Annotated in this window: 17 protein-coding genes; 12 read left to right on the top strand and 5 right to left on the bottom strand. The window is 39.8% G+C overall.

All coding sequences use genetic code 11. From position 1 onward, the window contains the following. Positions 1 to 25: 25 nt before the first annotated feature. The 8 genes from R2Q94_RS00160 to R2Q94_RS00125 all read left to right on the top strand — a co-directional run bounded on the left by R2Q94_RS00160 (position 26) and on the right by R2Q94_RS00125 (position 15369). Positions 26 to 1432 (top strand): sigma-54 dependent transcriptional regulator, encoded by a 1407-nt coding sequence (locus tag R2Q94_RS00160; protein WP_316819409.1) that lies wholly within the window; start codon positions 26 to 28, stop codon positions 1430 to 1432. Beyond that, positions 1398 to 2714, top strand: a complete 1317-nt coding sequence (locus R2Q94_RS00155) for a sensor histidine kinase (protein WP_316819408.1) — start codon at positions 1398 to 1400, stop codon at positions 2712 to 2714. The genes R2Q94_RS00160 and R2Q94_RS00155 overlap by 35 nt, the downstream gene beginning before the upstream one ends. Positions 2715 to 3050: 336 nt before the next feature. Next, a complete protein-coding gene (locus tag R2Q94_RS00150) occupies positions 3051 to 6137 on the top strand; it encodes a TonB-dependent receptor (protein ID WP_316819407.1) in 3087 nt (1028 codons plus the stop codon). Between the two features lie 22 nt (positions 6138 to 6159). Next, the gene (locus R2Q94_RS00145) at positions 6160 to 7662 is read left to right on the top strand and encodes a RagB/SusD family nutrient uptake outer membrane protein (protein WP_316819406.1); all 1503 of its coding nucleotides are present in this window, start codon (positions 6160 to 6162) and stop codon (positions 7660 to 7662) included. A gap of 167 nt (positions 7663 to 7829) precedes the next feature. After that, positions 7830 to 8885, top strand: coding sequence for a FecR family protein (locus R2Q94_RS00140; RefSeq protein WP_316819405.1), 1056 nt, complete (start codon positions 7830 to 7832; stop codon positions 8883 to 8885). Between the two features lie 39 nt (positions 8886 to 8924). Further along, the gene (locus R2Q94_RS00135) at positions 8925 to 12419 is read left to right on the top strand and encodes a SusC/RagA family TonB-linked outer membrane protein (protein WP_316819404.1); all 3495 of its coding nucleotides are present in this window, start codon (positions 8925 to 8927) and stop codon (positions 12417 to 12419) included. A 16-nt stretch (positions 12420 to 12435) separates the two neighbouring features. After that, positions 12436 to 14022, top strand: coding sequence for a SusD/RagB family nutrient-binding outer membrane lipoprotein (locus tag R2Q94_RS00130; RefSeq protein WP_316819403.1), 1587 nt, complete (start codon positions 12436 to 12438; stop codon positions 14020 to 14022). Positions 14023 to 14046: 24 nt separating this feature from the next. After that, positions 14047 to 15369: a glycosyl hydrolase family 18 protein gene (locus tag R2Q94_RS00125; protein ID WP_316819402.1), complete on the top strand. Its 1323-nt coding sequence runs from the start codon at positions 14047 to 14049 to the stop codon at positions 15367 to 15369. A 121-nt stretch (positions 15370 to 15490) separates the two neighbouring features. Here R2Q94_RS00125 and R2Q94_RS00120 read toward each other — a convergent pair whose 3' ends face one another. After that, complete coding sequence (locus R2Q94_RS00120; protein WP_316819401.1) at positions 15491 to 16087, bottom strand: sigma-70 family RNA polymerase sigma factor; 597 nt, start codon at positions 16085 to 16087, stop codon at positions 15491 to 15493. 80 nt (positions 16088 to 16167) lie between these two features. Between R2Q94_RS00120 and R2Q94_RS00115 the strand changes: the two genes are divergently transcribed. Both R2Q94_RS00115 and R2Q94_RS00110 read left to right on the top strand, forming a co-directional pair. After that, on the top strand, positions 16168 to 16731 hold the full coding sequence (locus R2Q94_RS00115; protein WP_316819400.1) for a thiamine pyrophosphokinase: 564 nt from the start codon (positions 16168 to 16170) through the stop codon (positions 16729 to 16731). Further along, complete coding sequence (locus R2Q94_RS00110; RefSeq protein WP_316819399.1) at positions 16728 to 17225, top strand: GNAT family N-acetyltransferase; 498 nt, start codon at positions 16728 to 16730, stop codon at positions 17223 to 17225. The genes R2Q94_RS00115 and R2Q94_RS00110 overlap by 4 nt, the downstream gene beginning before the upstream one ends. A 19-nt stretch (positions 17226 to 17244) precedes the next feature. Here the strand turns inward: R2Q94_RS00110 and R2Q94_RS00105 are convergent, their stop codons facing one another. The 3 genes from R2Q94_RS00105 to R2Q94_RS00095 form a co-directional block, all read right to left on the bottom strand. Beyond that, positions 17245 to 20571 carry a PDZ domain-containing protein gene (locus R2Q94_RS00105; protein ID WP_316819398.1) on the bottom strand — a complete coding sequence of 1109 codons (3327 nt, stop codon included), beginning with the start codon at positions 20569 to 20571 and terminating at the stop codon, positions 17245 to 17247. A gap of 13 nt (positions 20572 to 20584) precedes the next feature. Further along, complete coding sequence (locus R2Q94_RS00100; protein WP_316819397.1) at positions 20585 to 21892, bottom strand: M20/M25/M40 family metallo-hydrolase; 1308 nt, start codon at positions 21890 to 21892, stop codon at positions 20585 to 20587. A gap of 119 nt (positions 21893 to 22011) precedes the next feature. Further along, entirely contained in the window at positions 22012 to 23109 is a 1098-nt protein-coding gene (locus tag R2Q94_RS00095) for a DUF4407 domain-containing protein (protein ID WP_316819396.1), read from the bottom strand. Between the two features lie 170 nt (positions 23110 to 23279). Here R2Q94_RS00095 and R2Q94_RS00090 point away from each other — a divergent pair, with 170 nt between their 5' ends. Next, positions 23280 to 23597 carry a rhodanese-like domain-containing protein gene (locus R2Q94_RS00090; RefSeq protein ID WP_062551225.1) on the top strand — a complete coding sequence of 106 codons (318 nt, stop codon included), beginning with the start codon at positions 23280 to 23282 and terminating at the stop codon, positions 23595 to 23597. A gap of 3 nt (positions 23598 to 23600) precedes the next feature. After that, positions 23601 to 23807 carry a DUF6358 family protein gene (locus tag R2Q94_RS00085; RefSeq protein WP_316819395.1) on the top strand — a complete coding sequence of 69 codons (207 nt, stop codon included), beginning with the start codon at positions 23601 to 23603 and terminating at the stop codon, positions 23805 to 23807. Here R2Q94_RS00085 and R2Q94_RS00080 read toward each other — a convergent pair. After that, a complete protein-coding gene (locus tag R2Q94_RS00080) occupies positions 23776 to 24822 on the bottom strand; it encodes a dipeptide epimerase (RefSeq protein ID WP_316819394.1) in 1047 nt (348 codons plus the stop codon). The two genes, R2Q94_RS00085 and R2Q94_RS00080, sit on opposite strands and share 32 nt — an antisense overlap. Between the last annotated feature and the right edge of the window lie 81 nt (positions 24823 to 24903).

Genomic DNA, 24903 nt, shown 5'->3' with positions numbered 1-24903 from the left:
GATTTGCCTTATAAATTTTTAGCCGATGATCCTGATAATTGATGATGACATAGCCGTTCGTACCTCACTGATGCTTCTGCTTGAGCAAAAGAGTTATCAGGTTAAGGCTGCTGCTAATGCTGCGGACGGAATCGAATTGCTGAAAAATGAAAGGATTTCGTTAGTGATCCTGGATCTTAATTTTTCAATTGACACCTCTGGCGAAGAAGGAATGACCTTGTTGAAGGAAATCCGGTTATTTAATTCCAGTTTACCAGTAGTGCTCATCACAGGCTGGGCTAGTATAGATTTGGCTGTTCAGGGTATGAAGCTTGGCGCAAATGATTTCATTAATAAACCCTGGAATAATGAACATCTGTTGCAATCTATAAAGACGCTGATCAGTTTAGAGGATCAAAAAAAAGAACAGGCTCAGTTGAAATCTATACCTGGTAGAAAGCAACTTGATAAAACATATGATTTTCAATCGATCGTATCTGCAGATAAAAAAATGCTGGAATTATTGGAAATCGCAGGTAGAGTAGCGAAAACCGATGCTTCAGTATTGATCACCGGGGAAAGTGGTACGGGTAAAGAATTGATCGCAGAAGCGCTTCATCAAAATAGCCTACGTAAAAACCGGCCATTTGTGAAGGTAAATTTAGGTGGCATCTCTACTTCTTTGTTCGAAAGCGAGATGTTTGGTCATGTGAGGGGAGCATTTACCGATGCCAGGACTGACCGTATTGGCCGTTTTGAAATGGCCAATAAAGGAACAATCTTTTTGGATGAAATCGGTGATCTTGATGCCAGCAGTCAGGTGAAATTGCTGCGGGTATTACAAGACCGCAGCTATGAGGTGCTGGGAAACAGTAGAACCAGGACGGTAGATGTACGCGTAATTTGTGCAACCAATAAAAATCTCGCAGAAATGGTTCAGAAAGGATTATTTAGGGAGGATTTATTGTACCGCATAAACCTGATTACCTTAAAACTTCCTCCTTTAAGAGAAAGAGTAAAGGATATTCCCTTACTGCTGGATTTCATGGTGGCTAATTTAAGGCAACTTTATAACCGACCCGATCTTGAGGTTAGCCCTGAAGCGGTTAAATGGTTAAAAGAATTGCCTCTGCCTGGAAATATCCGCCAGTTGAAAAACATGGTGGAAAGATCCGTTTTAATGAGCAGAACAAATATATTGGGGCTTGCTGATTTTAATCATCAGTTGGAAAATTCAGTTGTTGTAGCAGAAACAAAACTTCCTGAGGTAGGCGCAATGACGCTGGAGGAAACAGAAATTTTAATGATTAAACGCGCCTTAGAATTTCATCAAAACCGTATTTCTAAAGCTGCGCAGGCTTTAGGGATCACCAGAAGCGCATTGTACCGCAGGCTGGATAAATTTAATATTCCTTATGATGAGCGGACTCCCTACGATGAGACTTCGGACTAAATACCTTCTGTTTGTCAGTGTTTTACATGTGATTGCTTTGTTTCTAAGCTATTTTGTTTTCGAGAAGAACAAATTCTTTTTCCTATTGTCTGAAGTGTTGATCCTGATTTCTATTTTGATCTGCTGGCAACTTTATAATCAAATGATTCGGCCATTGAATTTATTGGTTCAAGGAGCTGATGCGATTAAAGACAGGGATTTCAACATTAAATTTGTGAAAACGGATACGTATGAGATGGATCGATTGATTGAAGTGTACAATCAGATGATTGATCAATTGAGGAGAGAGCGAACATTACAGCAACAACAACACTTCTTTTTGGATAAGCTGATTGATCATTCTCCGGTCGGTATTATTATTCTGGACCATGAAAATAGAATTCAGATGGTCAATCCAGTCGCAAAGAAAATACTGCATGCAATCCCAGTCGAAGGTTGGTTGTTAAAAGACATTACCCATCCTATCATAGAAGAGGTTAGGATATTATTAAAGGAAAGACAAAAATCAGTTACGCTAAAAGGAGGAGCCGAATCATATAAGATTCAGGTGTCCGAATTTATAGACCAGGGCTTTCCGAGGAACTTCGTGATCATCCAGGAACTGACGACCGAACTATTGCTGGCAGAAAAGCAGGGCTATGGAAAGGTGATCCGAATGATGGCCCATGAAGTAAACAATACAATCGGACCAGTTAACTCCATACTGGATTCTGCCTTACAGATGGAAAAGGATAGAAGGCTAGATAGCACATTGGGCAATGCGCTTCAGGTTGCTATAGACCGGAACTACAACCTGAATATATTTATGCGAAATCTCGCAGACCTGGTTCGTTTACCAGAACCTGACAAAAAATACATGGACCTCCATGAGTTAATTTTTTCAGTAGCAACCTTATGGTCTGAAATCATTAAAGAGAAGGATATTCGCTTTGAATTTAAACTGAGTCCAGTCCCATTGATCATCTTCGCAGACCAATTGCAAATGGAGCAAGTCTTGATTAATATCGTTAAAAATGCAATCGAAGCAATTGGAGGCAACCCACAGGGAATCATTACCTTTGTGACGGAAAACCAGCCAAAAATACTGCGCATTATAGACAATGGAAATGGTATTTCTGAAGCGGCAGCACCGTTTTTATTTAGCCCGTTTTTTAGCACAAAATCGGATGGACAAGGTATTGGGCTTACCCTAATCAAGGATGTCCTTCTTAAACATGAGTATGCTTTTTATTTGTCTGATAATGAGTGCAGAGGAGCTGAATTTTCTATAAACGTTTCTTGATTGATAAAAAACCCATTCCATTGCATTTAAACACTACGCAAACGTTTGATTTTTTCATGTTAAATGAAAGGATTGTAAGATTTCCTGCTGTTTTATCAATGGCAAAAGACGTGTTGTAATGCGTTTTTAATATAAAGGCAAATTTTTGTTTTAATTTCTCCGAAATCCTCTTTCAGGCTCAACTGGCCAGGTTGCAAATATCAAACGTTTGCGTGAATTTAATAGGGCCTCCTTCAGGAGCATGATCCATTAAGTCTCTAACTTTCGAGCGCTTAAAAATGTCTAGCGCCAATGTTAGGCAAATCAGACAAATAACTTATTTAACCAGAATAATTCATGACCAAGAATTACAATTTTTCTAACTGGATTCCTTACTTCAGGAAGTCCTTAATGACACTAATCCTGGTGGCACTATCAGTGTTTTCAGGGATGAGTCAGACCACTATCCCGAAAACCGGAACGGTGATCGACGAAACCGGATTGCCTTTACCGGGTGTTTCTGTGAGAATCAAAAACACAACAGGTGGTACTATGACAGATAACGACGGGAAGTTTAGCATCAAAGCTGATGACAATGCAACCCTTCAGTTTTCTTATTTGGGTTATGATACCCAGGAAATCAGCGCAGCTGGAAAAGGGCCTTTCAAAATTAGCATGAAACCAACCGACAACCTAATGAACGAAGTGGTAGTAGTTGGTTATGTAACCAAAAACAAATCACAGTTGGTGAGTTCTGTTTCTACGGTTTCAGCAAAGAAATTACTGGATGTAGCTAGTAACAGTACTTCTGCGATGTTACAAGGTAAAGCTTCTGGCGTTAACGTAAGTGTTCCTTCCGGACAGCCAGGCTCATCAACAAGCATTCGTATTCGTGGTACCGGAACGTTAAGCTCTGGATCTGAACCATTAATGGTGGTAGATGGTGTGATTGGTGGGACTGCAAATCCACGTGATATCGAATCGATAAGTATCCTGAAGGATGCTGCTGCAACAGGCCTTTATGGTTCAAGAGCAGCAAATGGAGTGATTGTGATTACCACTAAACAAGGTAAAGCAGGTAAAACTAAAATCGATTATAGTGGTGCTTTTGGTCTAAATACAGCTTCAGAAGGGAACTTTAAAGTGATGAACGGACAGCAGTTGTATGATTATAGTGCTTACATGTATACAAACGACTATAATGGAAAACGTGCTGCATTCATTCGTGAATTACAAAAAACGATTCCAAATCCAACTCCTCAACAGATTGATGATTTTCTGGCAAGCAAAGATTTTGCATTAACACTTCCCGGTTATTTAGGAGGATTTATGCCAGTTACACCAGGTAATACAGATTGGAGAGATTTAGCGTTCAGACAAGGAATTACCAATAACCAGGCATTGAGTATCTCTGGTGGTGACGATAAAACGAAGTTTTATATTGGAGCTAACTATTATGATGAGCAAGGGACTTTAGTAAATACGGACTATAAGAGCTTTAACTTCCGTACCAATTTGGAACATAAAATTAATGATCGTTTTAAAGTAACTGCAAGACTTAATGCTGGTTTCACAAAAACAAACAACGATCCAAGTGGCGCCTTAGATCAATCTTATACCAATATGCCATGGGACAATCCATTTAATGCCGATGGTTCTCCGAAATATGTAGATGCTAATTCTAACTGGTATGGTAGAGATAAAAGCAACTTCTTGTTTTTAAGTCAATATAACAGAGATAACTCTCGTGGCCAAAACCTTTCGGCTGATGTTAAATTGGAATATAAAATCACGGATTGGTTGAATTTTGCAACCTCTAATCGTTATACAGTAACCAATTCACGTGCTGAACGACTAATTGATCCTCGTACACCAGCAGGTAAAGCCAACAGAGGAGAGCTGTATAATGGTTATGGTTATACCAACTCTTTTATTACCTCTAACTTGTTTAATGCTGCGCATAGCTTTGGGAAGCATAACCTGTCGGGTATCGCCGGATTTGAATATCAGCAAAACTATGTGGATGGACTTAACGGTACTGGAACAGGTATTCTGCCTGATTTAAGTTCAATGGACGCAACCGCAATTGCAAAAGGACTATCTGGAAACAGATCTATGAGTAGATTTGTTTCTGAGTTGTTTATGGGAGATTATAACTATGATAATCGTTATTTTGCCACCGTTTCCCTTAGAAATGACGGCTCTTCGAAATTCGGCGCCAATAGCAGATATGGTTTATTCTACTCTTTCGGAGCTGGATGGAACATTGCTAATGAAAGCTTCTTTGAATCTAAAGTTATCAATAATTTAAAATTACGTGGTAGTTATGGGGTAACAGGTAACACACCAGGTGGCGATTATGCCCATTTGGACCTTTACCTGGCAAATGTACAATACGGTGGTGTTCCTGGAGCATTTCCTCGTAGTTTGCCAAATCCTAATTTAACATGGGAAACCCCTACAACGATCAATGCAGGTCTTGATATCGGGTTTTTTAACAGAATTGACTTAAGTATTGATGCATACCAGCGTACGAATAAGGATTTAATTCTTGATGTACCTTTACCTTCAGAAACAGGTTTCTACTATTCTACAGAGAATATTGGATCTGTAAGAAACAGAGGTATTGATATTGAATTAAATACTAAAAATTTAACTGGTGATTTTAAATGGAATACTTCATTTAACATTGGTATCAACAAAAATAAAGTGTTGGGACTTTACAGAGATCAGCCTATCGATAGAGGATACCAAAGAATTGCTGTTGGGCGCGACTTAAATTCTTGGTACATGGAGGAATGGGCTGGTGTAGATCCAAAAAATGGAGATCCATTATGGTACATGACAAAAACAGATGCTAATGGTGTAGCCTCAAGAGTAACCACAAATAATCTAGATAATGCAGACAGACAATTTGTAGGGACTTCAACACCTGATTTTATTGGTGGTGTTGGTAATGAGTTCTCTTACAAGAATTTTACTCTGAATGCTTTCTTCAACTTTGTTTCAGGAAGTACAGTTTACAACTCAGCACGTGAGCTTTTTGATGCAGATGGTGCATATCCTCAATACAACAGTATGATACTGAAAAGTGGGTGGAACCGTTGGGAAAACCCAGGTGATATTGCTACACACCCTAAAGCAATAGCTAATGGCAATAGAAATTCCAACAAAAGAAGCTCAAGATACCTGGAAGATGGTTCTTACATCAGGTTACGTAACATAACTTTAGGTTATAATTTACCTGATAAAGTGACTGAGAAGTTAAAGTTGTCTAACGTTCGCTTCTTTGTAAGTGGAGACAATCTGATTACGCTGACTAAATTCTCTGGAATGGATCCTGAGGTTTCATTGGTTTCAGAAGGAGCTAATGCTGTTGGTGTGAGTGGTACTAAATATCCAATCAGTAAGAAGGTGTTATTCGGTGTAAATGTTAGTTTCTAATAACTATTTAAAGAGAACAATAATGATGAAGAAATATAAATTGGCTGTAGCAGTATTATTGACACTGACTGCTTCATCCTGCAAAGAGGACCTGGATTTAAAACCTTATAATGCTTTAACAACAGAGCAGATTGTAAATACCGTTGAAGGACTTACTGCAGCAACAATCGGTACTTATAATTATATCAAAGATCCTTATTACATGCGTAATTACCATATGCTTTCTGAGTATGCAAGTGATAACGTATCCTTAAGTGGTACTACTACTGACGATCTGTTTTATGCGTACAACTATCGTCACCTGAAGAATCAGGGTAACACAGAAATGATCTGGCGTAAGGGATACCAGGCAATCTATAGTGCCAATGTGGTAATTGAAAAAGCAACAAGAGGTGATAACCCGGTAATGAATCAATTGCTTGGTGAAAACTACTTCCTAAGGGGAATGATCCATTTTGATTTGGTGCGATTCTTTGGTCGCCCATATACGGACGATAATGGAGAATCCTTAGGTATCGTAATCAAAACTAATAGTGATGTTAAAGAACGTGGTTCACGTGCGAAAGTGAAGGATGTTTATGCAGTAGTTATTAGTGATTTGTTAGAGTCGATCAAGTTAATGGGTAGTACCAAATCTAATATTTATGCTTCAAAAGAAGTCGCAATGGCGTTATTAAGTCGGGTTTACTTGTACATGGGTGACTATGATAATGCGTATAAATATGCAGATGAAGTGATTAAATCAAATAGATATGCCTTGGTGAGTTCTGCAAATCTTGGTAGTTACTTTACAGTAGCTCCAGGTGGTGACAGTAAACTACAGGAAACGATCTTTGCTATCAAACATGAATTAAAAGATGATCGTGGTGATGATTCTATCGGATCGATGTACTTTACTTCAGGGGGTATGGGTTATGGGGAGATGTATGCCTCTGAAAGTTATAGAAACCTTTTAGATAAATTTCCTAATGATTTACGTCATGCCTTTGTTCGCCCTAATTATGAAAAAGATAAAGATGGAAATGTGATGCTGGATGGTAATGGCAATCCAATTATGGCAAAACGTAACGGATATCCGATTTATTATGTGATGAAGTATTCTTTCCAGGACGGTGTGGAAACACTAAGTTCACCGGTGATTGTACGTCTTGCAGAGATGTACCTGACCAGGGCTGAGGTTTCCGCTGTAAGAGGTAACACAGCTGATGCCTTAGCAGATGTTAATATTATCAGGACGCGTGCTGGTTTAAAAGATAAGGAGCTGTTTGCTGTTGACAATATGATGGGATACACCAATGTATTAGACGTGGTATTAGATGAAAGAAGACTGGAACTGGCTTTTGAAGCACAACGTAAATTTGATGTGTTCAGAAACAAACGTACCATGGTTAGAAATTATCCAGGAACACATTTACCTTCGGGACAAGTTACTCAGGAGATTCCTTATACTTCTCCTCGTGTGATTTATTATATTCCTCAAAGTGAGTTAACCGCAAATCCTAATCTGGTTCAGAATCCAGAATAGCAGGATCAATATTATTTGATATTTTAGGAAGGCCGGTTTTACCGGCCTTCTTGCGTTTATAGGCTTTTCTTTGCCTACAAATCTGCCTTTGAAAATTTATTTTAGATTTCTTTGGTAAAAATTCGATTTCCCCTCCACTTGTAGGTATAACCAAATATCAAACCCGAATGAAATATACTGCTTACGCTGTAGAGGACTTTTTAACTGAAGATACTTTCCTGAACTATTGTCTAGGGAATGATCAGGAAGCAGTGTTGTTTTGGGAGAATATTATACAGACCCATCCTGAATTAGAAGAACGTATCCTCAAAGCGAGAACACTTTTCTATTTGCTGGCGGTAAAAGTAGATCCTCAGGAAAAAGAACAGGAATTACAGAAATTAAAAATGGTGATCGAGCAATTGGGAGAAGCATTGCCAGAACAACATCTACCGGCCAACCAGCCTCCAAGCAGAAAACTATCCTGGATTTCTATCGCCGCAACAGTTTTAATTGCAGTTGGCGTTTATGCCCTATTCAATAAAAAGGAATATGGAACCATCATTCCTTCAACCATAGAAACCAGCAAGAATCTCCTAATCAAAACTGCCTATAATGAACGTAAAACGATCACTTTAAGCGATGGCAGTAAAGTTACCCTCAATGGGCTGACCGAGCTAAAGCTGGATCCGGATTACAATGAAAAAAGCAGGATAATCTGGTTAACTGGAGAAGCGTATTTTGAAGTGGAGAAAGACAAAAACAAACCATTCATCGTCATTACCGGAAAAACCGCCACTACCGCACTGGGGACTTCATTTAAAATCAACAACTATAACAGGAGAAAGGAAACTTCGGTTATGCTAAATACCGGAAAAGTAAGTGTAGGTACTATTGTCAATAGTATGGTCAAAGAAGAACTGGTATTGTCGCCGGGAGAACAGGTCGATATCAGTTCCAGTCAGGATAGATTTGTGAAGACTACTTTCAACCCTCAGAAAATTGACGATTGGTACAACAGAAATCTCGTCTTTTCAAAAGCTTCTCTTCAAGAGATCAAATCACGCTTAAATGAAACTTACGGAATAGAAATCATTGCTAAAAACGAACCTAAAAATCCGATTGCCTTTACTGGGAAATTTTACGGAAAAGGCCTGACGGAAGTATTGAATGCCATCGGTTTCTCTAACCATTTTACCTATGTCATCAAGGGAGATCGCGTAGAGCTCCAATTCGTAGAATAAGCAGCTAATCATAACCAAATAAACTAACCTTTAACCAGCATGAACAAAAACTTACCATGTTATTACTATTTCTATGGGCTTTTATTTAAAGTATGCCTATGTTTTATCTGTGTTATTTCCTTGACAGGATTTGCGCAATCGAAAGAAAAAGTCTACTCTTTTAAATGGAAACAAGCTACTTTATTAACGGCTTTTAAACAGATGGAGAAAGAAGCAAATGTGCATTTCTCCTATAACCCACTTGATCTTGATGAAAGTGCTAAAATCAATCTGACCGTTGAGAAATGGAAAATCAACCAGGTATTGGACGCAATTTCCAAACAGGTAGATATCCGCTATCAAATCAATGGAGAAACGATTATGCTTCGTTCAAATAAAGACAAGGCCACACAAAAAAGAGCATTTAACCTCAGTGGGAAAGTTACTGATCAGAGCAATAGTGCAATCCCTGGTGTAGCAGTCTCAAATAAGTCTACCGGAAAAAGCACAATGACTGCCAGTAATGGAACATTTACCATTGCTGCAAGTAATGGTGATGTCATTCACTTTAAAATGATTGGTTTCCAATTGTCCTCAATTACCGCCAATGAACAGGATAAAAATGTCAATGTGGTATTGAAAGAAGAAGTCACAGAACTTCGGGAAGCGGTAGTTACCGCACTGGGAATTAAAAGAGAAGAACGTTCATTAGGCTATGCCGTTTCGCAAGTAGATGGAGAGGAGCTTAAAAAAGCCCGTGAAACCAATGTGATCAACTCATTGGCAGGAAAAGTACCGGGACTGATTATCAATAGTACTTCTGGTGGACCAGCAGGATCTTCAAGGGTAATCATCAGAGGAAATACCAGTATCACCGGTAATAACCAACCCTTATATGTGGTCGATGGGATCCCTATGGACAATTCCAATTATGGACAGGCAGGAAGTAAAGAGAATCCCGGAGGAGTGGATTTTGGGGATGCCATCTCGGCGATCAATCCCGATGATGTTGACAAGATCAGTATCCTGAAAGGCCCTTCAGCTTCTGCACTTTATGGCAGTAGAGCGGCTAATGGGGTCATCCTGATCACCATGAAAAAAGGAAAAGGCGATAAGGGATTGGGAATTGAGTTTAATAGCACCTCTACCCTGGAAAATCAGTTGACTTCTTTTGATGGTTATCAGACTCAATACGGACAAGGAAATAACCAATTGCTAAATATAACACCTGATCAGGCGAGAACCAGTTTACAGCAGAATTTTGGGCCTAAAATCGACCCGGGATTGATGACGGCTTCTTTTGATGGCATCGACAGACCTTATGCATTGGTCAAAGATAACATCAGTAATTTCTTTAGAACCGGTTCAACATTCACTAATACCATCTCCTTTTCGAATTCTAACGACGTCTCCTCATTCCGCCTTTCTGCTTCAGATCTTAGAAACAAAGACATTGTTCCGGAATCAAACATGAGAAGAAATTCCTTCACTTTTAACGGGACTTCAAAATTTGGATCTAAACTGACCGTGGAAGCCAGGGCATTCTATATGAATGAAAAGGTGAACAACAGACCAGCTTTGGCTGATGATGCCTCAAATATTGGAAATAGTTTTATCGGTTTGGCGAATACACTCGATCAAAACATGTTTAAAAACGCCTATAAAACATCAACAGGAGATTATCTGGAATGGGGCGGCGGGGTATACAACATCAACCCATACTGGATCATTAACGAAATGAAAAATAAAACTAGCAAAAACAGGTTTATGGGTTCGATACAATTGAACTATAATATATTGAGCTGGTTAAATTTGCAAGGACGAATAGCTACAGACCAGATGGATATGGGCTATGAAAAGTTTGCGCCACCCACCACCCCAAGGTTGATTACTGGTCAGCTGGACTTATTAAATCGTAATTTTACCACCACAGAATCTGATGTGCTCCTGACTGCTCAGAGACAGGTGACCAAAGATTTGCACCTTTCCGCCAGATTAGGAGGAAGTATTTCAAGGGTCAGTAATAAAGGTGAGGCAATGGTTTTCTCCAATATGACCGTAAGAGATGTGGTGACTCCAAACAGTTTTACAGATAAATCAATTATTCCTACACATTATAGAAAGCACTTGAATTCAGTGTATGGTTTATTTAGTGCAGGATACAAAAGCTATTTATATTTGGATGCAAGTGTACGTCAGGATGCTTCTTCTACTTTGCCAGTAAATCACAACAGTTATACCTATCCTTCAGTAGCGACCAGTTTTGTGTTTTCTGATGCTTTTAAGATCGACAATCGCATTCTTTCTTTTGGTAAATTAAGATTATCTGCTGCAGAAGTTGGTAATGATACCGATCCTTATCAGCTGGATCTTTATTACGGATTGAATCCTTTATCTTTCAATGGCTCATCACAAGGGGGGATTTCAGGTGATATCCTGCCTAATAAAAATTTAAAACCAACCCGTACACGTTCTTACGAAATGGGTACAGAGCTTCGCTTTCTGAACAATAGAATTGGATTGGATGTCACCGTTTATACACAAAAATCAAGAGATCAGATCAATAAAGTACCCGCACCAATATCCTCCGGCTTTGCCTATCAGATTGTAAATGCGGGGGTGATTTCCAATAAGGGAGTTGAGGTAATGTTGAATACCAAGCCAATTGTTGGTAAAGACTTTAACTGGGATTTTAGTATCAACTTCGCCAGAAATGTCAATAAAGTGGAATCCCTTGCTGATGGAATTCCTTACCTCAGTCTTTCTGATGCAAGATGGTTAGGTATTTCTGTGGTAGCGATGCCTGGTGCAGCCTATGGGTCCATCCTTGCCTATAAAGAATTGAAAGATCCTAATGGCAATACCATTCTGGATCCTAAATTATCATTGACTCCTAAAAGAAATACCTACCGTGAGGTGATTGGAAAAGGAACTTTTAGTTGGACCGGTGGGGTTTCCAGTGTGATGAATTATAAAAACTTCGGCTTAAACTTCGTAGTCGATGTAAAGCAAGGTGCCGATCTTTTCTCCATGACAAATCTGTTTGCTGCGGTTAGGGGCAGTCTCAATACCACATTGGAAGGTAGAGAGGAATGGATTAAATCAGAAGAGGAAAGACTCTCGGCCGGTAAAACCTTTGAAGAGTGGAAAGCAGCAGGAAATGTCCGTGGATATGTGCCGAAAGGTGTAGTCAATGTGGGTACCGAGGAGAAACCGGTATATGTAGAAAATAAAGAAGCTGTAAATCCAGCCTTGTATTGGGCTAGCGTTTATCCCAGCGATGCGGGGGTCGGAAAGCCTTATGTATATGATGCGACCTATGTAAAAATGAGAGAAATTACCTTGAGCTATAGAGTCCCTGCTTCATTTTCTTCCAGACTAGGATTAAAAGATATTCAGGTAGCAGTGGTGAGTAGAAACCCTTTCATCATTTATAAAAACGTACCTAATGTAGACCCGGATTCTAATTATAGCAACGGAAATGGGCAAGGTCTGGAATATGGATCATTGCCAACAAGAAGAAGCTGGGGCTTTAACCTAAACTTCAGATTTTAATTCAAATCATACGAACATGAAGAAATATTTTAATCAAATGATACCCGCTGTTCTGATCTCGATGCTGATCCTTAGCTCTTGTAAGAAATTTGGGGATGTCAATACCGACCCCAACAGATCAAGCGGTCTTGACCCGGCCATTCAACTGGCAAACGTGCAGTTGCGCTATTCCGGCAATTTTGAGGTCAACGAAAAAATCAGTACCATCCTGACCATGCCTTTTATTCAGCATACCGCAGGAATATATTTGGTGAAAAGCGGACAGTTTTATATTAAAAACAGGGTTTATACTTCCGCTCTTTGGAATGTAAATTATGGGAATGATATTTTAAATATCGTTGATGCGGTAGAAAGAAGCCAGGGAGATCCCACAAAAACCAATGTCAACGCAGCCTGTCGGATTATGAAGGTGCTGCTGTTTGCGAGGATGACAGATATGTATGGTGATATTCCTTACAGACAAGCAGGAAGAGGCTATAAAGAAGGGGTCATCAGACCAGAGTTTGATACCCAGGAGTTTATCTATAATGATTTCTTTAAAGAACTCACAGAGGCTTCCGCACAACTTGATCCCTCAAAAGACCAGTTGAAAGGTGATTTATTCTATAATGGAAATATTGCTTCATGGAAAAAGTTTGCCAACTCGCTCCGTTTAAGGTATGCCATGCGTCTGGTGAAACGTAACCCGGAAAAAGCAAAAGCAGAAGCCCAGGCCGCTTTTGCCGCAGGATTAATTTCCAGTCATGAAGACATCTGTAAATTGATGCATGAAAATGTGCAATCCAAAGACGATGACGCCAGGGGTAATTCAGTTTCCGTAACCATTAATAGTGCAGAATTGCCTCCAAAAGTAACGACTACCTTAATCGATCAGTTTATAAAAACGAACGATCCTAGATTAAGAAATATGGTTCGTTGTTATACTCAGGTCAATTCCAAACCCTTCGATCGTATAGACGTGACGGATCTGGTTGTTTCCCAAATTGGATATGTAGGAGTAAAACCAGCTAGCTTCAGTTATGATGATTGGTTGAATACCTTGCCTGTGCAGATTCCTGGAGTAGGGGAACGTCGCTTAACAAATGCAGAGCAAAAGGCCGAATTCGCGAATTATCTGTTTAAAAGTGATGCGCCATTTTTGCATTTTACGCATGCTGAAGTAGAATTTTTACTTGCAGAAGCAAATATCCGTTTTGGATTAAATATGGGTGGAGATGCGGCAAGCCATTATGAAAAAGGAATTGCAGCAGCCATGAAGCAATTGACACTTTTCCAGGGTTCCCCGGAAATCTCTAATACTGCAGTGACCAATTTTATCAATAGCAATAAATTGATTCCAGGAAAAGAGATTGAAATGATCAATACACAATTGTGGTTGGCTTTAATCTTTAATGGCCAGGAAGCTTATGCGAACTGGAGAAGAACAGATTTTCCAAAACTGATTCCAGGAGTAATGAGCGAATCTAATAGTAAAGAAATCCCAAGAAGACTGGAGTATCCATTAGAAGAGACTGAACAAAATGCCGCGAATGTAGCAAAGGCGGTACAGGCATTAGGTGGACTTGATGATTGGACCAAACGCGTGTGGTGGGATAAACAATAATTTCTTAATCCAAACTAATAAACGATGAACAACATAAAATATATCCTGTTATCCGCTTTCTTTTGCCTCTCCATTATTTCTGGATGTAAAAAGGACGATACTGATACGGGAAATGAAGGGGAATTTTACCCTAGGATTTTTGATAGAAGCGGGGCATTTCAACTCGCAAACAGGATCATTGCAGAAGGTCAATCTGCCGTTTTCAGCGGTTTGCAATTCTCGCCATCCGATCGTGCAGAAGTAGTATGGAAGGTTAACGATAAAGTTGTTTCCTCAGATACTGCATTCGTTTTTAAACCAACTTCCGGAGGTGAATATAAGGTAACCGTGGAAGCTTCTTTCAATGGACAAATGACTTCCAGAACTTCTAATATTCTGGTAAATCCAAATACTTACAGCTTTAAGCCATTTACAAATGTGGCTTTAGCTTATTTGTCGGTAGATGGATTGGCAAAGGATGTAGACTGGACTAAAGTTACGCATGTGGCCTTCAAATGTGCCTGGGTAAATTCAGACGGATTAGATGTATCTGCCGGACAAAAAAACCAGGCCGCAGATGAATTGGTTGCAAGAGCACATATCAATAAAACCCCGGTTATACTCGGAATTTCAGGGAATTTAAGTGGAATAGATGGCTGGTCCAGGTATGAAAGTAATGATTTTGGGGCAGTGATTATTGACCCAGCAAAAAGGGCAGTACTGGTAAAACAGGTCGTTAATTATGTCACCGCCAGAAAAATGGATGGGGTAGATGTGATGATGACCGACATGAGTATTGGGGCCGATAAAAATATTGCTGCTGTGGATCCATTAATCAAAGAATTAAAAGCCGCCTTACCTGCTAACTCGATCGTAACGGCCACGGTAACCACAAACTGGTTGCGTTGGGGTTATGGAAAACTTGCTGCTGCGGATTGGGTGAATGTACATGCTTTTGAAGATGGTGCGGTGAGCCCGGGTGCGGCCAGAGCCCAGCCCTCCAGCTATGATTACATGCTAAGTTGTGCGGCAAATTGGGTATCTATTATACCGAAAGATAGAATTGTATTGGGGATCCCTGCTTTTGGCTTACGTTACACCGCAATTGATGCCAATGGAAATAACCTGAGCTGGGGTTCTTATGATTATGTGAAATATTTCGATATTCTAAAACATGATCCACAGGCCTTTAGTAAAGAAACCACTGATATGTCCTTCGGTGTATTTTATAATGGCATTCCATTGGTAGAGAAAAAAGCAAAATATATTAAATCGGCAGGATTTAAAGGTGCTTACCTCTGGGCCGCAGATTATGATGTATTAGGAGAGCAATCTTTGATGGCAACCATCGCTAAGGACCTGAAATAACAACAGGGATCAAATATTGATGAATTCTGGCATTGATTCATCAATGATAGTTTACTCGTGTACAGAAGGAGGGGAAACCCTCTTTCTGTTTTTGTAGTCAATGCTGAGGAGCATCATGCAGCTACCAGGGTTCTCTAGGAAGAACCAGACACAAAAACAATAGCAATTCCCGCAGCACATTTACGGCATTGTGGAGAGTATTGTATACCGTCCGTTCCGTTAATGAAGTCCGTTCAGCAATCTCTTTAAAGGATAGGCAATCGAAATATCGCATTTGAATGATCTCCTTTTGTCGGGGTGTTAAACAACTCAGTGCATACTGTAATCTTTTTTTCAAATGCTCGTCCTCCTGACTGGCTATTAAGATGCTTTCATATGAACTTTCTGAAATAAAGCGTTCTTCTATGTCGTCTAAAGAAACTTTTTCTGTAACTGTTGTACTGATAAAAGTTTGACTGGTTTTGAAAATAATCCGTTTATATATGGTAAATACATATTGTTGGATATTGTTCACTTCTTTCAATTTTTCGCGAATCTGCCATAGCTCTATAAATAGATTTTGTATGCTCTCCTTGATCAATTCGGGGTTTCTGTATAAAGAGAGTCCAAACCGATATAGGTCATCATAGAAGTAGCTGAAACAAGCATAAAGGCCTTGTTTCTCACCTTCTGCTAATAATTTCCAATTTTTTATAAATTGCTGCTGCTGATCGTCCATTGATTAGGGCTTACTGTATCGTGAAGAAGCGTCTTGTAAGTTAAACGAAAATAAGAAAAAAATTACAATATATTTGTTTTATGTCATCACATCACATCGTTAGAGAAAAACAAGAACCAGCATTATATATCCATGATCTGGGCGAGTTCAATGAGGAATATTTGGGTCAGCTTTTAGAGTGGAGCCCAACCCTAATCGTCAATGCCGCGATTTATGAGAAAATGATCAGTTTGGGTTTAAAAGTAGATATCGTGGTGAACTCCGCCGGACAAGATTTTTTTCAGGAGAATACAAAAGTAATCCCAGCAAAAGGAGAGGCGCTGGATGCGGTTTTGGATTACCTGATCGCAGAAAAGTATGCGGCAGTTAATGTCATTGATACCAAAGCTAAGCTCCGGGAGTTGGGGAGCTATATTGATGAAATTAATATTGTGGTATTCACCTCAACAGAAAAAGCCTATGCGATAAAGTCTGGATTCTCGGTTTGGAAACCCAAAGACAGTGTTTTCCATATTGAGGTGTTGTCTTATTTTGAAACCAGCAATCTGAAACAAAATGAAAACGAAGAATTTGTAGTCATTAATGATGGTTTCGTGACCTTTAACTTCAATACCGCTTATTTATTTATCAGTGAAAAATTATGATCCTGTTAAGAAAAGGTAGAGAAAAAGACCTGAGCTCCATACAAGAGATTGCAAAAAAAACCTGGGGGCCGACGTATTCCGGGATCATTAGTCAGGAGCAAATCGATTACATGTTGGAAAAGATGTACAATAAGGGTGTTTTGCTCGAGCAATTGCTGGCTGGATATGTCTTCCTGATTGCAGAGCTTGAAGATAAGGACGTTGGTTTTGCCTCTTATTCAAAGTTGGGAGATAGCAATGTGGTTTATAAATTGCATAAACTATACGTATTACCTGAGGCCCATGGTAAAGGGCTGGGTAAACTACTGATCAACGAAGTATTTGATAAGGTAAAAGAAGCAGGAGGGAAAAGCCTTGAGCTAAATGTGAATCGTGCCAATAAATCCACTGAATTTTATAAAAATGCAGGGTTTAAAATAAAAGAAACCGTTAACCTGGATATTGGTAACGGTTTCTTTATGAATGATTATGTATTAGAAAAGGCCATCTTATAAAAAGAAGGCCTTTTTCAGTTTATTGACCACGTATCGGATCTTTAGGTTTATTTACATTCGGATATTTATAAGATTTCATCTCCTCCTGTAGCACTTTAATGGTGCGGTCTAATTGAGGATCTCTGCCTTCCAATAGGTCTTTAGGTGTTTGCTCTACGAAATGATCTGGTGCTACACCTTCATTCTCGATGATGTATTTCCCATCAGTATCATACACACCGAAGTTAGGAGAGGTGATGCTTCCCCCATCTAACAACCTTGGATAACCGCTAATTCCTACCAGGATGCCCATGGTCGTACGACCAACTAATTTACCAAGACCTTTCTTCTTGAACATATATGGCATCATATCACCTCCAGAACCAGCATTCTCATTGATCAACATGGCTTTCGGACCAAAGATTCCGTTACCTGGCGTAGTGAAACTTTTACCGTCTCTAATCGCCCAGTAACTCATCAACTCGCGGCTCAGTAGATCAATCACATAATCTGCAACCCATCCGCCACCGTTGTTTCTTTCGTCTATCAACAAGGCTTTCTTATCCATTTGCGAGAAATAATACCTGTTGAAATAAGTGTAGCCATCAGGACCTGTATTTGGCATATAAACGTAAGCGATTTTGCCATCACTTTGCTTATCCACACGCTTACGGTTGTTTTCTACCCAGTCCATTTTTCTCAATTCGAACTCCTGACCAACCGGAACAGGTACCACTACCACTTCTCTCGCACCCTCAAGGCTTGGCTTACTGTTCACTTTAATGGCCACTTGCTTCCCTGCTTTGAAATCAAAAACACTGTAGATCGAAGTTTTTGAGGTCAGCGGTACACCTTCTACCGCCACGATGTAATCCCCTTCTTTGATGTTTAGTCCAGGTTCCGCCAATGGGGCTTTAAAGGTTGGATTCCAATCCAGACGCGTGAAAATCTTTTTGATTTTATAAAGTCCGTTGTCAATCTCATAATCCGCACCCAACATTCCTACTGAAACAGAAGGGGCTCCAGGCTCATCACCAGGATAAATATAATTGTGTCCAACAACCATCTCACCCATCATCTCATTGAAAACATAAGAAAGATCAGAACGATGGTTCACATAAGGAAGGAATTTTTCATATTTCACTTTCATTGCCGGCCAATCAGTGCCATGCATGTTTTCTGCATAGAAGAAGTCTTTTTCCATACTCCATACCTCGTCAAACATTTGTTTCCACTCCGCTGTAGGATCTACCAATAGCTTAATGCCATCCAGTTTTAGCTTTCCACTTTCTGAACTACCTGGTTTCTTCCCGGCATCAACGATATAATAATTTCCTCTGGAACCATAAAGCATAGATTTTCCATCCGCACTCACACTCAAACTGGAAATTCCATTAATTAATGTACTGGTTTCCATCTTTTTCAGATCTAGTGTACCCAGTTCTCCATTTTTAAAATAAAGCAACTGCCCTTCAACACCTCCATCAATTCCCTGAAGTCCGCTGGAAGGAATAGGGAGCGAAATAATGCGGCTACTCAAACCATCAAGATCAATCTCGGTAATTTTTTTTGCCGGAGTAGCTGATGGTTTCTCTTCTTCTTTTCCTTTCTTATCTTTTTTTGAAGAGTCTTTCTTTGGTTCTTCTGTTTTCTTTGCCGGGCTGTCTTCTGGTTTTATCGTTTCCTCATCACTTTCGGTTTTATATAGTGAAGGCGTTTTCTTAGACAGAATCAAAGCATAGGCATTGTAATTTACCGGACGCTGGTAAGCAGACATGTGTAATCCGCTATTGGTTAATCCAACATCTGTACTTGCCAGGAAGAATAAGTATTTACCATCTTTACTAAAGGATGGACCATTAACATCACTCATTCCATCAGTGACCTGAGCATGTTTTTCTGTTTCCAGATTGTATAGATAGGCAGCATTCACTCCGTTTGGCAAAGTGGCTACATAAGAAATCCATTTAGAATCCGGCGACCAGGTCGGTTGTAAAGCACTAAACGACCTGCCAGGACTTAATCCATCTTTATTTGCTTTCACCAATACTGGTTTGCGGTCGTTGATGTCGATATAGAATAAATTCAGGTGGGCATCACCATAGTACAGTTTTTTACTATCCGGCGACCATACCGGTTGATAATAAAAAGGCGTTTTTCCCAGAGGGATATAAATTGGCGCGGCTTTCGTTGCCTGATTCAGCAGGACCAATTGATAGCTACCGTTTTTATCAGACAAATAAGAAATGTACTTTCCGTCTGGCGACCAGGCTGGAAATTTTTCATAACTACCCGGCGAGTTGGATAGGTTTCTGGCATCACCTTTTTCTTTAGGCACAGAAAAGATTTCCCCGCGACTTTCAAACAGGGCTCTAACTCCACTTGGAGAGATTTCTGAATTGCGGATATCACTGGCCATATCAATATAATGAGGCCTTTTATAAGGCGCATCTGCCTGAATGTGGATGGAAATATCACGAACCTTGTTGCCTGCAGTCTCTAAAATATGCGCTTTACCAGCCTGTTCAAAAGCAAGTAGGCCAGGGCCAACACTCAGGGTTTTAATATCATAGTCCTTGAAATTGGTCAGCTTCTCTGTTTTTTTACTTTTAACATCATAACTAAACAGGTTCATGGTGAGATCCCTGTCGGATAAGAAATAAACCTTATTACCCATCCATTGTGGTTTCACATTATTGGAACCAACACCCGGAATCACTTCTATGTCATTGGTTTGTGTATCAAAAATCCAGATTTGTGGCATACCACCACCACGATAGCGCTTAAAAGCGACATTGGAGCGTTCCGTAGGATCCGTGTTTTTAATATAAGCCCAGTATCGTTTGTCTGCAGAAGGCGTTCCCTGAACAGCTTCCGGCATAGGCAAAGCTTTCTCAGCAGTACCGTCAATATTGATCTGGTGCATCCTCGGACTTAATGCAAATTGAAAATCTCTGGTAGAAGTGTAATACAATTGGTTATTGTCCAGCCAGCCTCTCAGCACATCTGGCGCAGGGTGAAAAGTCACACGCTTTGGATCACCACCTTCAATAGGGATGACATAGATGTCTGTGTTGCCGTCGTAGTTTCCAGTAAAAGCGATTTGCTTTCCATCAGGAGAAAACAATGGATTTTGCTCCACTGCCGGATTTACGGTTAGTCTTCTTGGGTTACTTCCATCTTTATCGGAAATCCAGATGTCGCCACCATACACAAAAGCCATATGGTTTGCACTTACTGCCGGACTACGGATTAAAAGAGTTTCTTGTTTTTGTGCATTCGAAGGGAGTGTAAATCCCAAAGTCATCGAAACCGATAGTGCAGTAGCGGCCAGGAATGATAGTTGGTTAGGTTTAAGAAAGGTCATAAATGGTAGATAGTTAGTTACTTAATTTAGGGATTCGGCTAGGGGTATCAGTACCTTTTACAATGGTGATGGCACTTTTGGCAATCCCTTTAATGGTAGATAAAATGTTATCAACATCCAGGGTCACAAATTCGTCTTTTACCGTATGGTAAAATTTATCACTGTCGATCTGATCAGTACTAATGGTATGGGCAGGAACACCCAAAGCGGCTAAAGTCGCATTGTCGCTTCTGTAAAATAGGTTTTGTTGTGGATAAGGATCTGGGTGGAAAGTGAACTCTGTACCTTCCAGGTTTTTCTGTAAGATTTTTCCAAAATCCGATTTATCGAATCCGGTGATGAAAGCAGTATTCTTACCAAATTTGCTGTCTTTACCGATCATTTCAATATTGAACATCGCCACCACTTCATCTGGATTTAATTTTTCTGAGAAGTGTTTTGCACCAAAACCACCGATTTCTTCCGCAGTGAAGGCCACAAAAATAAGTGTGCGCTCGTTGTTATTGAGTTTTTTATAATATTTCGCAAGGGCTATCATAGCAGTAGTTCCTGAAGCGTCATCGTCCGCACCATTAGCAATGCTATCTGTGCCTTCTGATTTCATGATTCCCAGGTGGTCGTAATGACCTGAAAACACCACAATTTCTTTTGCTTTTGATTTTCCGGGGATTACTCCAGCTACGTTAAACAAAGGCAATGTTTCCAGTTTATTCTTTAATTCTACTTTAAAATCATTAGCTACAGTGTCTACACCCAATACGAATACAAAAGCAGTACTCGCATTATTTAGGCTTTTGTCATCCACATCTGCCCCTTGAGCGAAATAATCACGAATTCTTTTGAAAGCATCAGCAAATTTTGGATCCACCAGTACCAGTTGTTTCTTATTTTCTTTGCTGAGTGTTCTAAACTGAGCCATGAATGCTTTTTCAGGATCCATTTTGATCCAGCCAGCGCTGTTACTTTTATCGAATACCTGATTTTCTGCGGTATTTCCATAAACCAGAATATCTGCAGCAGGAATCTCTTTGCCATCAATGATTACTTTCGTGCTTACAGGCTTTAGTTTTTTCTTCGTGAAGGACTGTCGGTAGCTGGTTCCTTCCAGAGGTTTCAGTCTAATACTTTTAAATTCAGCAGAAATAAAATCGGCTGCTTTTTCAATGCCGGGAGAGAAAGTGGCACGCCCCTCCATTTCATCGCTACTCAGCGTTTTAATCAGACGTTCTACATAAGGTCTGGTAATGATTTTATCAATGTCCTGGGCAAAAGACTGCTGCGCCAGAAATACTACAAATAAAGTGTAAATGGTTTTTTTCATCAGAATATAATTGTTTTTTTATGGTTCATGTAGCGATCATTGCCATTTGCAGGCAAGCATCAATGGTGCTGCAACTTAGAGTAATGAATTCAGGAAATTGTTACGACCTCATTTATATCTTACTCTCCTTCCGAAGGATGTGTGAGCTGCCTTTTTCTCCGTGTGATTTCTGTCTCAATCCGTGTTTCCTGAATCCCATCTATGACGGCAATCTCGTATTCCCTGTCCTTGTCGGAAGCATATACCTGGGTGCTTTCAAGATTTAGTATAGAATGGTCATAAGGCCCGCTATCGCTCATCAATTTCACAAATACGGGTAAACATTCAAAGAAGATAAAAAGAAGGCCTATGAAAGTGACAGCAAGGGAGGTGTTCACATCTCTTGTGCCGTCGGTATTGAAACTCAATTGCCCTAATGCCCAGTTTCTGTCTGCAAACCCCGCAATATTACTCAGGCTGTCCAGCTGTTTTCCAGTATAGAGTTTTTCCGTCATGAGGCCATCAAATTGTTTTCTTCCATCTATGAATTTCTCTAATGCCCTGACATCTGCAGTTAGTGTATCCAGATTTTGCTCTCGTTGCTTCAATTCTGCTTCTTTACGTTTCGCATATGGCCCATAGCCCATCACACCGGATGTCTCTAATGTCTTATTCCCGAAGATCTCAAAGTTTAATTTCTGACGATCTGTTTTGATGGCGCTGGCCAAAGAATCGCGCTCCGCTTTGGCTTCGTTTAGTTTCCCAATTTCAATCTTATACTTATTTCCAAAAGAAGCATTTAAAGTGTCGATTTTTGAACGTTGGTTGTTCAGGTAGCTGACTTTAAGTCTTTCCTTAATCTCTTTGTCAAATATTTTCAATTCCAGAGGACGGGAGATCACGAGTCCAATCATAATGGCCAGCAAAATCCTGGGCGTGGCCTGGAGAATTTGTTTGTTGGTACTGGCGTTTTTATTGATACTCGCTACAATGTACCGATCCATATTAAAAATGGCCAATCCCCAGATTAAGCCAAAAAATATGGCGAAAAGTACCGCCGCAGTATCGCCTTTAAAAACGAAGTACATGGCATAGCCACCAGATAAGGCAGCAAACAGACCTGTAAAGAAAATGGTAGCACCAATTCCAAGGTATTTATTATGTTCAGTGGGGTGTTTCTCCAGTGTGGAAATGTGTGCTCCCGAGCAAAACCAAAAGAAGCGAGATATAGAATTCATGATGTAAAATTCAAAGTTAATAAAGACTAACTATTAAACGCGCAGCTCACCTAGTTGTTACAGTAATTTCCTATAAATAACCTTCTTATATTCATCTGAATGTGATTTTGTGGTTTTTTTACCTTTAATATTTTGAGCATTGCTTATCTTTGAAAAAAGCTAAAAATATGATAAAGGAAATAACCGTTCAGGAATTAAAAGAAAAGATCGACAATAAAGAAGACTTTCAACTGATTGATGTAAGGGAAACTTTCGAATATGAAACTTCGAATCTTGATGGTTTGAACATCCCTTTAGGAGGTATTCTAATTGAAGCAGATCAGATTGCTCAGGATAAACCGGTAATTATTCAATGCAGAAGTGGTAAAAGAAGCGCAGCAGCAGTTATGCAATTAGAGCAAATGCTTGGATTAACCAATTTATATAACCTTAAAGGTGGTATTGTTGCCTGGAAAGAAGCTTTCGATCCTAACATGCCTGTATACTAAATCATGGGAAAGAAAATAGCATTAAACGTTTTTTATAATCTTGGACTGATCATCTCCATTTTCGGTGGAACATGGGGCTTCAATAATAAACAATACCTTGCCCTGGCGCTGTTTGTAGCTACCGGTATCTTCTTCCTTTATGTGAAACTGCAACTAATGAAAGAGATGCGTGCCACACTTAAGAAAAAGGAAGCTGAATTGAAGGGCTAATTCCTGCTAAACCTAATCCAGGCAAATTGGTCAACTGATATCTCCCCTCAACGATTTGAGGGGCATTGAAAGGATTGTTCCTGGTTAGCCAGGGACCATCCAGATCAGCCCAATCGCATAAAGGAGCCAGTGCCATTCCAGCTTGTGTAGCACAAGAGGTTTCACTCATACAGCCGATCAGTACCCTCATTCCAAAAGAACGTGCTTTTTTAATCATCAAAGCGGCTTCATACATCCCTGCACTTTTCATGAGTTTGATGTTGATGCCATGATAAGCCCCTCTTATTCCATCAATATCACTTAGTCTTTGCACTGCTTCATCTGCAAGAATAGGAATAGGGCTTCGTCCGGTTAACCAGGCATTGCCTTCCAGATCGGACTTGTCCATCGGCTGTTCAATCAATACCGCGCCCTGGTCATGTAGCCAGTAGATCATGTCTATTGCCTGTTTTTTATTGTTCCAACCTTGATTGGCGTCGATGTATAAAGGAACATCTGTCAGGCTTCGAATGGTTTGGATGAGTTCTTTATCATTGTCTCTACCCAGCTTTACTTTTAAAATGCTAAAATTTTTAGCGTCTAGTACTTTTTCTCTTATAACCGGTGGTTCATCGATGCCAATAGTATAGGAGGCCATTGGCATTTTCGAAGGATCAGCCCCATAAATTTCATAACAGGCCCTTTGCTGGAGTTTTCCACTTAAATCGTTCAAGGCAATGTCTATCGCTGCTTTTATTGCGCTATTCCCAGTGTCGATATCATCCAGATATGCCATGATTTCTTCAAACTTGAAAGGAAATACAAAACGATTCCAATCTACTTTTGATAAGAAGGCCTGAGCCGTGTTTACATTCTCTCCCAGATATGGAACCATAGAAGCTTCTCCATAACCTACCTCATTTTCAAGCCCAAGTTTCAAAAGCATCACAGGTGTGCTGGTTCTCGAAAATTTAGCAATGGTAAAAGGGTGTTTTAATTCCAGTTGATAGGATTTGTAGGCAACCTGCATGGACATAAATGGGCTATTAAGTAATATCAAAGTTAAAAAATGAGCGCTGCAGCGAATGTAAAAATAATATACTTAATATTGTACCCA

The organism is Pedobacter gandavensis, from assembly GCF_032678465.1.
Lineage (GTDB): Bacteria > Bacteroidota > Bacteroidia > Sphingobacteriales > Sphingobacteriaceae > Pedobacter > Pedobacter gandavensis_B.
Note: the sequence above shows the minus strand (reverse complement) of the source record. Positions and strands in the feature narration are given on the sequence as shown.